The following is a 12,347-nucleotide window of genomic DNA, read 5'->3' as shown; positions in this document are numbered from 1 at the left end:
TATGTAGTTTTTCGGCAGTCTCTCACTGGCTTAAATCCGCAGCTCCTTTTAAATTTCTTATTCTGGATATGCCATAAGCTCAACTTCTCATAATTCCTTATGGATATCATACACCATTTTGTGCAAGAAGAAAAACTTATAATCTTTTATGGAGAAATAATAAAAGATTTACTACATTTGCTTTAAGGGTTAAGCACGGCATAAGTAATGGTACGGTTTAACGTACTAAAGCATTTTCCACTATATAAGCGTGCAGATAAAAGGGCAGTATTTAAAAGCGTCAGCGGCGCATATTGGAAGAAAGATGCCAACCCAGTGCGGCCTAATAATGCACTTTCTGATGCCTCCTTAGCTTTGTGGGAACGCGCCCTAGTGAAACGTAAAGCCCTTTTCAATCTTTATTTGTTTCATAACCGATCTTTAAATCAATTTTAAATCCCGCAACAAAACTTTCATAGCCGCTTTCTTCTTTTATCAAGTCTTTTGAATCTTCAAACCGAAGTAAAAGCTTCTTTTGTTTTTTATTCAGATTTGCTTTTAGCTGCTCCTTGTTTCTTTCTATTTCTGTATCCAGCATATTTATACTATTCGATTTTAAAACTTCCTGTAATTGTTTATAAAAAAGTTCTTCTAAAAATCTTTTTATTTTCTCTCACCCGCTACTATTTCTTCTTGTGACAAATCTTTGTTATCTCATAAACCTTTTAGCTTTTGAAAAAAACATATACACCCCACCCTTAGCACTTATGAATATAGTCAATTAATCATGAAACCGTAACGAGATAATATAGACCGCTTGCTTTGGGTACAAGCATTTTACAGGCATCGTCTTCTACAGCAAAAATCCGCACTACTATTCAATTGAAATCGACTACACTATTAACAGTAGCACAATTATTCTGTATCATGTTGATATTAGAACTTATAAGTACTAAGAAATATTAGGTATCCGGCAAACTGTTTATTCAAGATATGAAAGAGGCTTCCAATCCATACCTATTGAGCATCTGTTGGTTTTGGCTGATCTTTATAATACATCAATAGATTATATTTTAGGAAGAACAAATGAGATAAAGCCCTATCCTAAAATAAAAACCCCGGATAATCAATGATTATCCGGGGTGTCGCCGTTAGTTAAATTCAAATGAAACCGCAGCATTGCCAAACGGAACAGAGAAAATATGAACTATACCGCAGTATATTTATACTACCAGTGCTCCTTAAAGCCGCCGTCACTTGCGATAACCTGCCCTGTTATCCATTTTGCATAAGAACTATGTAAAAAAAGCACCAAGTCGGCGGCATCATCCGGCGTTCCCCAGCGGCCTGACGGAAACATTTTTGCCACAGATTCATATGCGTCGCCGAAACAATAGCCTGTGTCATTCGGTCCGGGATTTATACAATTAACCCGTATATTTTTATCTCCAAGCAAGTATGACGTTTGGCGGCATAAGCAAATAACAGCTTCTTTCGATACGCAATAGGCAATTTCATTTACCATGGGGCTTAAATACTGCCCGCTTGTAAATAAAGTAATCGCATTATCTTTCATTGTATCCGCTTGATTAACAAAAGATTGTATCATCATCATAGATGCACGGACATTTACAAGCAAATGAGGGTCTATATGTTCCGGCGTCCATTGACCAATCTCACCGTAAGTTGAATAGGCATGGTTTAGAATCAAGCCGTCAAGCCCGCCCAATTTTGCTGCAGCCTCCTCAACCACCTTTTCTGCAATTCCCGGTTTTTCTAAATCTGATGATTTGAGCGCTGTTACCTTTAATCCTGAATCGCTAAGCTGCCTTGATAATGTTTCCGTGCCCTTCGGCATAGCAGATTGATGCCCTACAGCCATATCATAATCTGAAAAGCCGTGAATAGCGACTGTGGCACCTGCTTCCGCCAACCGCTTAGTAAGCGTAGCGCCGATTCCTAAGGGACGGCTCACACCCGTTATTAAAATCTTTTGTCCATCTAATCTTATGGAAGAATTATTCATGAATCATCACCAACTATTAAATAAATTGTCTGCATCTATCTTACTGCAATTATTACAAACATTATAGCCGCATGCCCAAGGTAACGTTCTGGCGCTTATCTGATTCATACGATCTACGTTATATCCCACAATTTTTCAAAAAGGCTACCGGCATATAGAATACCGGTAGCCTGAACAGCGTATAAGCGCAACTGCTGTTTTATTTTTATTATGGTATTAAAAGCTCCTGTCCCGGATAAATAAGGTCGGGATTTTTTATTATGGTTTTATTTAATTCGTAGATTTCTTTCCAAAGCTTCGCGTCGTTTAAGAGTTCTTTGGCTATTTTATTCAGCGCATCTCCTTCTTTAACAATATATGTTTTTCCTTCGGAAGGAGCCGGGACCGGCGCAGGTTCTTCTGCAGGTACCGGAGCCGGAACTGGTTCTGGCGTTACCTCCGGCACTGGAGCCGGCTCTGTTACCGGTGTTTCAGGCAATTGCTCGCCTTTAGCTGCCATTACTTCAAGAACCTGTGCCTTTGTTACGGGAACCTTAAAATCTGTGATAATGTCGCCATTGTTGATATATTCAATGGCTTTTGCCCTTAAGTCCATATCCCAGTCAAGGTTTACAAATTTCCAGTTTTTATCGCAGGTATTTGTAATTGTTCCGTTAGGCTGTTTGCTGATATAGTCAATAATTAAGTCCATCATGCTGGTAGAGCCGTTAGGTGCCTGAATATCGGCGGCAATAAGCCTTGCTGTTTCTTCGCCCGGCTTAAATACGCCTGTTGGGGAAGTTGTAAGAAGCTGGGTTGAAGAACGGTAGTTATTTGCTGCCACAACATATTCCTTATCCATATCGAAAGGCGTTCCGTCGGTCATGGAGATAATATTGATTCTCTGGCCTACGGGTTTTGTAAGGTCAACTTCATAATTGATGCCTGAAAATTGGTCCTGATTATAGCCCTGCATGGTTCCGGTAGGGATTGTAAGGTCTGTTTCAAGGTTCACGGCGGCAATATCATTATTGAATACGCCGTTTATTGTAGAGCCGAAATAGCTGTAGCTCCATTCCATCCATTTTTTAACCTGGCTGCCTTTCATGGCAAGCTTATATAAAGTATTGTTGTCGTATTTATAAATCTGAACAACGCCGCCTATGGTTATTTCACCGGGGTTGTGGTTTGAATTTGTATCTAAAGGAGCTGTTCCGGAAATATCCGCATCGGTATAGTAGAACATAACATTATTGATTAAATCAGCAAGCGCCGTGTCTTGTAAATAGCCTTCATAGGTTCCTTTTATTTCAGGTTCAGGAACAAGGGGGCCGCCTTCAAGTTTTCCGATTACTGTTTGGGTAATATAATTTCTTGCAGCTTCGTCTGCTTTTTTAATTGAATTTTCTACTATAGGGTTTAAGGGAATGTCTTCAGTAACCGCAATTACATCTGTTTTAACGCTTGCAGTTTCATCTGCTGCGTTTTTGTTTTTCAGTACCCATTGTCCCTTTTCATAAGTTGCAGTAATGAGAACTTTTCCCAAGGAGCCGCCGGCGTTTTTGTTTTCAACGAATTTGACATTATCAGAAAGCACAACCTGCTTATCGGCTGTTCCAACGATGGTGTGGTAATGGGCGCCAAGGATTACTGCAAGCTCAGGGTTCTTTGCCGCTACGTCAACGGCGCCGGAGCCTTCCCTGCCGTATTCGCCGGTATCGCCCATATGGGTAACGGCCACGAATACGTCTGCAAGATTGTCCTTTTTAAGCTCATCAATGGCTTTTCTTATGGATTCTGATGCGCTTATGGTATGTAAGCCGGCCTTTTGGAGATTTGCGGTATCCCAAAGGTCAATATTTGGGGTAACGGCACCGATAAATGCGATTCTTAAGCCGTTATCCAAAGTTTTAATTGTGTAGGAAGAAAATCCGTCCATAAAAGAACCGTCTTCTTTCAGAACGTTTCCGCAGATTTTATCTCCCGTATAGCCTTCATAAGCCTTATAAAGCGCTTCGATACCGAAGTTGAACTCATGGTTTCCCATGCCCATGATTTCATAGCCTACGTCCTGCATAGCCTTTATAACCGGGAATGGCTTATATTCATCATTATTGATGAAAAAGCTTGTCCCGTTGCCTTGAATCGTGTCGCCGTTATCAATTACAAAGGTTCTTCCGTCAAAGGCGGCCTTTTCTTTCTCAATAAGAGTAGCCACCTGTGAAAAGCTTCCGACTGTGGATTTACCTGTTGCATAATTATAATTCGTCATAGAGCCATGAATGTCGCTTGTGAATAAAATCTGAAAGGTAACTTCGTCCCCTTCTTCAGGCGCGGCATAGGCTGTCATGCTGCCAAATGCCGTAAAAAGCATTACAAAAGCAAGCATTAAAGCCATACGCTTTTTTGAAAAGAAATCTTTCATATAAACAGCTCCTTTATTATATTTTGCCGTATAATCAAACAAAAACAAATCAGCCCCAAAAGACCGTAATATAATATGCTAAATAAAAAGAAAAAGATGCAAAATTTTCAAAAATTCCATGCTTTAAGGAATTTTTACTGTAAAATCCTGGCACTATTAAAATTTATTTATTATATATGGTTTTTGTGGCTTATGCTTATGACTTAACTATTTATGGCAATATCAGTATATCAAAATAAACATAAAGTGTAAACATTGCTTTCCTTATATTGTAATTTTGCGTATCTTTGTTATTTTATAAAAAATGTTTAAAAATAATTCTCTTGCTTTTATAAGCTTTTTGACCAATGGAGGCATCCCCTTTTGTCTTGCCGTTTTGCTGGCTTAAGGATAAGAAAACCGTATATTCGCTTAGACTTAAAATGCAGTGTTTCCAAAGGGAACTCATGCTTTTGAACCTCTAGCAAATAGGATTTTATTATTTCTTTATAGGAACCTTACTATAAAATCATGACCACCCGTCAAACGGGTGGTTTGCTCGCCCCTATAAGGGGCTGTTACCGGCTCGCCTCTCAACAGGCACCGAAGAAGCATTCAATCGCATCATACGCACTGCAACTGCTAAAGTATAGTAAATTTAAAGTTAAACAGTAGCGAAGCCGTATATTCACACAGGCTCAAAAATGTACCGTTTCCGAAGGAAATCCGTGTTTTTGGGCCTGATGGGAATAGGCTTTTGCTACTTCTTTATACGAAATTTACTATAGTTTCGATTCATGAGACAGTTCCCCTTTGTTTAAAAAACCATTGTCATTCGCTTCGCTCAATGCTCAAAGCTAAAGCTTTTTACTCACACCGGCAGAGCCGGTGGTTTTATCATGCTAAAGCATACAATAAAAAATAACAGAGCAGTGTACACTGCTCTGTTATTTTTTATCTGGTTATGCCATTCTTTTTATAATAAGTTTTGCAAGCTCTCCGCCTAAAGTGGGGATTACAGCAAATACGATGGCTTCACTTAACTGTGTAAGATTAAGCGGAGCGGTTTCAAATATATTATTGAAGAAAGGTACACATACTGCAAGCACTAAGAATGCAAATGAAGCAATAACACACTTATTAAGGAAGGAGTTGGAGAAAAGCTTCATCTTGAAGATGGAATTTCTCTCGCTTCTGTTGGAGTAAGCTCTGAAAAGCTCGCCTAAAATAAGGGCTACGAAACACATTGTACGGCTTGTGATTAAGCCGGCTTCATATTGAACGCTGTCAACGCCTATAAATGGTGCAGCATAAGTTCTGAATCCTACATAGAATGCCGCAAGGGCGCCTACGCCTAAGAAAAGACTCTGCATAATAACTGCAACGCGCATTTTCTTATCAATAATGGATTCGTTAGGGTCTCTTGGCTTAAGGTCCATGATGCCCTCTTCTTTTTCTTCCATACCTAAAGCAAATGCAGGGAAAGCATCTGTTATAAGGTTAATGGAAAGAAGGTGTATCGGCATAAGGGGTATCGGTAAATTAATCAGCATTGCAAAGAAAATAAGAAGTATTTCTCCGATGTTACAGGAAAGGAGATAGCCTACTACTTTTCTTATGTTGTTATAAATGGTTCTTCCTTCTTCAACAGCTTTAACGATACTTACGAAGTTATCGTCCGTAAGAATCATATCGGCGGCTTCTTTTGAAACGTCGGTTCCTGTGATACCCATGGCAACACCGATGTCTGCTCGCTTAAGGCTTGGTGCGTCGTTTACGCCGTCGCCTGTCATGGCAACGATTTCGCCGTTAGCCTTGCATGCGGCCACAAGTCTTACCTTGTGCTCAGGAGAAACTCTTGCAAATACGTTTACATGTTTTACTTTTTCTTTCAGCTCGCTGTCGGAAAGAAGCTGAATTTCCGCGCCTTCCAGAGCTTCCTCACCGGGAGACATAATCCCTAAATCAGTCGCAATGGCGCTTGCTGTAATCTTATGGTCTCCGGTAATCATCTTAACCTGAATGCCGGCTCTCTTACATTCAATAACGGCCGGTTTAACTTCTTCTCTCGGCGGGTCTATCATACACATAAGACCTGCATATATGAGGTTATTTTCCTGCTGTTCAAAGCCGTCAAGGCTTTCAACTTCTTTATAAGCAACCCCTAAAACTCTAAGGGCATTTTCAGCAAAATGAGAGTTTGCGGAAATAATGGCTTTCTTATCTTCTTCTGTAAATACGGAAACCTCACCGTCTTTATAGATATGGGTACATCTCTTAAGAACCTCATCGGGAGCGCCTTTTGTATACATGGTGATTTTTCCGTTTGTATCGTTAAATGTAGACATAAGTTTTCTGTCAGAGTCGAAAGGTATTTCCTGAACCCTTGGAAACTCTTTATTAAGCTTATCTTTGCTTAAGCCTATTTTCTCACCTAAAACAAGCATTGCGCCTTCTGTAGGGTCACCTATGATTAAGCTTCTTTCAATGTCGTAGGTTGCATCGTTACATAATACGGCGCCTTGAATCAGCTTTTCAATATTCTTTGAAAGAGGAACTTCGCCTTTGATTTCGCCTTCTTTATTATAGCCTGTTCCGGTTACATCATAGGTGTTTTTATAGTCAAATACCTTTACAACGGTCATTTTGTTCTGTGTAAGGGTACCTGTTTTGTCAGAGCAGATTACAGTCGTGCTTCCTAAGGTTTCAACGGCTGAAAGCCTCTTTATGATAGCGTGGGATTTAACCATGCTCTGCATACCCATAGCAAGGATAACGGTAACGACTACCGTAAGGCCTTCCGGGATAGCTGCTACTGCAAGCGATACGGAAACCATGAATATTTCCATAAGCTCATCGCCCTGGAAGATACCAAGAGCAAATATAAGTACACATATTACGATACAAACAATTCCGAGAACCTTGCCAAGGCTGTCAAGCTTTCTCTGGAGCGGTGTTTCCTCGTCTTCTTCCTCATTAAGCATGGCGGCTATATTACCCATCTGGGTATCCATCCCCGTTGCGCAAACCATACCCTTACCTCTGCCGTAAGTAATAACTGTTCCCATGTAAGCAGAGTTTACTCTGTCTCCAAGGGGAGCATCATCGGGAAGTATTTTACGGCTGTCCTTCTCTACAGGAACAGATTCTCCCGTAAGCGCAGCTTCGTCAATTTTTAAATTGACGCTTTCAACCAATCTTACGTCTGCCGGGATATAGTCTCCGGCTTCAAGCATAACAACATCGCCCACAACAAGTTCGTCGGAAGGTATTTTTACTACTTCCCCGCCTCTCAAAGCCTTGGCCTGAGGGCTTGACATTTCCTTAAGGGCCTTAAGAGCATTGTTTGCCTTTGATTCCTGATTCACTCCTATTATTGCATTAACGATAACAATGGCAATAATGACGATACTGTCAAATATTCCGTCGTTTTCCATAATCCCCACAACCATAGATACAATGGCTGCTATAATAAGGATTATTACAAGGAAGTCCTTAAACTGGGCAAGGAACATCTCAAGCATGGACTTTTCCTTTGCTCCCTGCAAACGGTTATGGCCGTATTCCTTAAGTCTCTTTTCCGCCTCCTGAGGGCTTAGACCGGTTACCATATTGCTGTTCAGCTCTTTGACCGAATCATCAACATTTTTGCTGAAAAAATTCTTCATATAACTACCACTCCATTTAAATGATGTTGTATTGCGCTCTATATTACGTAGAGATGCTCACAGCAGTTTTATATTATAATATTTTATATCCTATGTCAATAGATATATGGCATTTTTAGCCCATTTACTAAGATTTTAGCAACTTACGGCAGTAATAATTTCATCATTTACTAAAAGCCTATTTTTTAAACCCTTATACAAAAATAATTTTTATTAAAAAATCCGCCATATTCCTTCGGTAGCATAAATCTACATATAATTCTTTATATTCTAAAAATTCCGGCTTTATGGTTTTTTAACAATCCCTTTTATGCAAATTTCAGAATTTTACTTTGTTACTGCATGCATTATATACAAAAGAAGTTTTTCTAATATGGCATAATCTGAACTTTTCTCATCATAATGAACCGTGATAATATTTAAAAATATAAATTCCATCTAAGCTGTGTCTGAAAAAGTATTATTTGCAGGAAAATTTGAATTCGAAGAGAAAAACGCAGAAATAGCAGGGCTATTCTGAGTATTTTCGATAAAGAAGTCACGCTTTTATGGCAAAATAGACTTTTGTTTGGGCTTCACGCCCTAGGATAAATACTACAGACCACCTATATTCGAAATAATACAAAATCTATCATTTTCAAAGAAAGCTTTACTTTTGAATTATGGAGAATGGTCTTTTGCAGCTATTTTCCCTTTGTTTTGTAACCTGAAAATAAAGTTCTTTAAAAGAAAAGACAGGCCTAAAAAAGAAAACAAAAAACAGGAGGTTTCCTGGAATTTAATCCATTCCCTCTCCTGCTTTTGAAAAACTTTATTTTGTAGAGACCGCTTTATTATATTACATTTGCCTTCTTCCCTCTAAAGCCTTGGATAGTGTAACTTCGTCCACATATTCCAAGTCGCCGCCGACGGGTACGCCGTGGGCTATTCTTGTGGTTATGATGCCCATGGGCTTTATGAGCCTGCTGATATACATGGCTGTGGCTTCCCCTTCAACGTTTGGATTGGTTGCAAGAATAACTTCCGCCACTTCCTCCGTAAGCCTTGACATCAGCTCTTTTATTTTTATATCGTTAGGGCCGATGCCGTTCATAGGGGATAAAGAGCCATGAAGGATGTGATATACCCCTTTAAACTCTCCCGTTCGCTCATAAGCCGCCATATCTCTGGGGTCTTCAACCACCATAATAAGGCCCTTATCCCTTTTTGCACTTTGGCAAATAGGGCAGGGGTCAGAATCGGTGATATTACAGCAAACAGAACAGTATTTTACCTTTTCCTTGGCGTCTAATATGGATTCCGCAAGGCTCTTGGCCTTTTCATTATCCATATTTATAATGTGAAAGGCTATTCTCTGGGCAGACTTTCGCCCTACCCCCGGAAGCCTGCTCAGCTCCTCTATTAGCCTTGTAATATATTCTCCGTAATAATTCATTATTTCTCCTTAAAAAAGGCCTCCCGGAAGGCCTAATCCTCCCGTTACCTTTCCCATTTCCTTTGCGGCATATTCTTCCGCCTGCCTGAAGGCTTCATTAACGGCTGTTAAAATAAGGTCTTCAAGCATTTCAACATCATCTGGGTCAACTACGTCTTTGGAAATATTTATTTCTTTTATTTCCTTGGCGCCTGATACCACTACCCTAACGGCTCCGCCCCCTGAGGTTACTTCAAGGGTCTTTTCCCCTAAAGCTTCCTGAACCTCCTGAACCTGTTTCTGCATTTTCTGGGCCTGCTTCATAATATTATTCATATTCATTCCACCCATTGGATTAAATCCTTTTGCCATTTTAAATCCTCCTATATTAAACTTAATTTAACGTGAGTTCGACGAAGCCGAACCCCTTGCATAGCAAGGAAAAACCCGCAGGATTTTTCACGTTATGAGTACAAATGCAGTGTTTTTCTGCAAATTTGTACGAATATGATCTAAAGTTCGCGGAATTTTAATTCCATCGAACTCACATTAATTTATTTTTAAATCTTTATAAACATATGGACATGATTCTGCTTCTTTGGATAAACCTTGGATTGAAAATAAGTCCAAAGCGCCGCTTGCTAAGTTCACAAGGTATCTTCCCATTCTCTAAACTCGTGTCTTTTGTATTATATAGTTAAATTGCTTTTATTCCGCAGTAAGTATTTAGCCCTAAAAGGACATAAAATAAAAGAAAAGCAATAAGAATTTTTGCTCCGCAAAATACCGCAAATAGTATTTTAATCCAGTCGGGACTCTTCCCGTTTCATTTGACAATACGGCTATGCATGTTAATTCAAGTATAACGCCCAACGGCGTGTATAGTAAATTTAAAGTTAAACAGCAGCAAAGCCGTATATTCACACAGGCTCAAAAATATACCGTTTCCGGAGAAAATCCGTGTTTTTGAGCCTGATGGGAATAGGCTCTTGCTGCTTCTTTATATGAAATTTACTGTATCCGCATCCCACCGGAAAACGAAAGCTTTAATTAAACTCCGCAAAGCCGCCCAGTTTTTCGGATATTTCCTTTTTATTCAAAACTTTGCTGTTTTCATCCTTTGCGCCGTATTTATCCTTATGGCGCAGGTCGTATTCGTCTTTATCCATTATGGAAACGGTAAATTCTCTATTGTATTTTTTAAAAAGCCCCTCTTTAATTTCTTCTTCCTTGCTTTTTAAAACCCCTGTCATTCCTGTATCGGCAACGACACAGAGAATATCCCCTTCAAGATAACCTCCGTAAGTCCTTTTTTGCATAAGGGATTTAAGGACTGTGCCAAGGCTTCCTAAAAAATCATTCCAATTGTTTACAACTCTTTCAATATCCGCAGGAACGGCCTTTTTTACAGGGGCTTTCGCAGGCTTTTCCATTTTCTCAGAAGCGCTTTCTTTTATAATAACAGGGCCTTTTTCCATTTCTTTTTCAAGCCTTTGAATTCTCGAAAGCAGTTCTCCATCGGAAGAAGGCATACCTTGAGGATTCGTAAGCTTGATACAGAGAGTTTCCAGAAGGATTCTTGGATTTGAAGCATATTTCATTTGGTTTTGGGCCCCTGAAAAAGCATTGATATATTCTATAATTTTTTCTTTATTAACTCCTTCGGCTCTTTTCTTAAGGTCGAAAAAGGCTTCGTCTGACATATCCATGGAATTCTTTTCCGTGGAAAGGCTCACAAGCAAATTCCGAAGGCATACGATAAAATCTGAAACAAGCTGATTGATATCCCTTCCGCCATCAGCGGCTTCCCCTATGATTTCAATGGCCGATGTACTGTCAAAGTTATTTAAGGCTTCAAGGAGGCTGAAAAATACACTGTTATCAACAGAGCCGGTTACGTTTAAAACCTTTTCGATATCTATTTCCTCGCCGTAATAATAAGCGATGCACTGGTCCAGAAGGCTCAAAGCATCCCTCATTGCCCCGTCGCATATCCTTGATATATATTCAAGGGCCTTGTAATCTATTTTTACCCCTTCCGCCTCCATATAGTCCTTTAAGGCTTCCGTCATTATCTTTGTGGGAATCCTGTGGAAATCGAGACGCTGACATCTTGATAAGATGGTTGACGGTATTTTCTGGGGGTCTGTGGTTGCAAGAATAAATATTACGTGGGAAGGCGGCTCTTCAAGGGTTTTAAGCAATGCATTAAATGCCCCCGTAGAAAGCATATGAACCTCATCTATAATATAAATCTTATGCTTGCCGTCTGTAGGAGGATATTTTACCTCTTCTCTTATATCTCTTATATTGTCTACGCCGTTATTGCTTGCGGCGTCTATTTCTATTATATCAAGATTATTGTTATGATCTATATTTACGCAGGAGCTGCACTCATTGCAGGGTTCAATGCCTATAGGCGTCTTGCAGTTCAATGCCTTGGCAAAAACCTTCGCTGTCGATGTCTTTCCCGTGCCTCTTGTGCCGCAGAAAAGATAGGCATGGGAAATCCTCCCGCTTTTCAGCTGGTTCGTAAGTATCTTTACTATATGCTCTTGGCCGATAATCTCTGAAAAATTCTTAGGCCTTAGCTTCCTGTATAAAGCGGTATAAGACATATGCACTCCTTCTTTAAAAAATACTGCAGATATTTTAAGTTTGGGCAGTGTAACATAAACGGGTAAACACGAATAAGTAAACTAAATAAATAGCCTCACATTTTCTTCACAAAATATAGCCCCAGAATATAATGTGAATAAAATTAAGCAAAGCTTAATTTACCGGATTGCTTCTCTTTCCGATGGTATATTCATACATTTCCCTTCGTGAAATGTATTCATGAATAAAATTAAGCAAAGCTTAATTTTATTCACATTA

The 12,347-nt window shown here is 39.6% G+C and carries 8 protein-coding genes; 1 reads left to right on the top strand and 7 read right to left on the bottom strand.

Features of this window, described 5'->3' with window-relative positions; genetic code table 11:
• Positions 1 to 391: 391 nt before the first annotated feature.
• On the bottom strand, positions 392 to 646 hold the full coding sequence (locus NBX03_RS00480; protein WP_323373272.1) for a DUF6809 family protein: 255 nt from the start codon (positions 644 to 646) through the stop codon (positions 392 to 394).
• A 292-nt stretch (positions 647 to 938) separates the two neighbouring features.
• On the opposite strand from NBX03_RS00480, the gene NBX03_RS16045 reads away from it, so the two are divergent.
• A complete protein-coding gene (locus NBX03_RS16045) occupies positions 939 to 1,112 on the top strand; it encodes a helix-turn-helix domain-containing protein (protein ID WP_323373271.1) in 174 nt (57 codons plus the stop codon).
• A 95-nt stretch (positions 1,113 to 1,207) separates the two neighbouring features.
• Here NBX03_RS16045 and NBX03_RS00475 read toward each other — a convergent pair whose 3' ends face one another.
• The 6 genes from NBX03_RS00475 to dnaX all read right to left on the bottom strand — a co-directional run bounded on the left by NBX03_RS00475 (position 1,208) and on the right by dnaX (position 12,088).
• A complete protein-coding gene (locus tag NBX03_RS00475; protein WP_250228817.1) occupies positions 1,208 to 2,005 on the bottom strand; it encodes an SDR family oxidoreductase in 798 nt (265 codons plus the stop codon).
• A 208-nt stretch (positions 2,006 to 2,213) separates the two neighbouring features.
• Positions 2,214 to 4,409, bottom strand: coding sequence for a 5'-nucleotidase C-terminal domain-containing protein (locus NBX03_RS00470; protein WP_250228816.1), 2,196 nt, complete (start codon positions 4,407 to 4,409; stop codon positions 2,214 to 2,216).
• Between the two features lie 941 nt (positions 4,410 to 5,350).
• Complete coding sequence (locus tag NBX03_RS00465) at positions 5,351 to 8,056, bottom strand: calcium-translocating P-type ATPase, PMCA-type (protein ID WP_250228815.1); 2,706 nt, start codon at positions 8,054 to 8,056, stop codon at positions 5,351 to 5,353.
• 838 nt (positions 8,057 to 8,894) lie between these two features.
• On the bottom strand, positions 8,895 to 9,491 hold the full coding sequence (gene recR / locus NBX03_RS00460) for a recombination mediator RecR (RefSeq protein WP_250228814.1): 597 nt from the start codon (positions 9,489 to 9,491) through the stop codon (positions 8,895 to 8,897).
• Between the two features lie 9 nt (positions 9,492 to 9,500).
• Positions 9,501 to 9,842, bottom strand: coding sequence for a YbaB/EbfC family nucleoid-associated protein (locus NBX03_RS00455; protein ID WP_250228813.1), 342 nt, complete (start codon positions 9,840 to 9,842; stop codon positions 9,501 to 9,503).
• Positions 9,843 to 10,516: 674 nt separating this feature from the next.
• Positions 10,517 to 12,088, bottom strand: coding sequence for a DNA polymerase III subunit gamma/tau (dnaX, locus tag NBX03_RS00450; protein ID WP_250228812.1), 1,572 nt, complete (start codon positions 12,086 to 12,088; stop codon positions 10,517 to 10,519).
• Positions 12,089 to 12,347 lie beyond the last annotated feature (259 nt).

The sequence above is a fragment of the Anaeropeptidivorans aminofermentans genome (assembly GCF_940670685.1).
GTDB classification, from domain to species: domain Bacteria; phylum Bacillota; class Clostridia; order Lachnospirales; family UBA5962; genus Anaeropeptidivorans; species Anaeropeptidivorans aminofermentans.
This window is presented reverse-complemented; position numbering and strand designations above follow the sequence as displayed.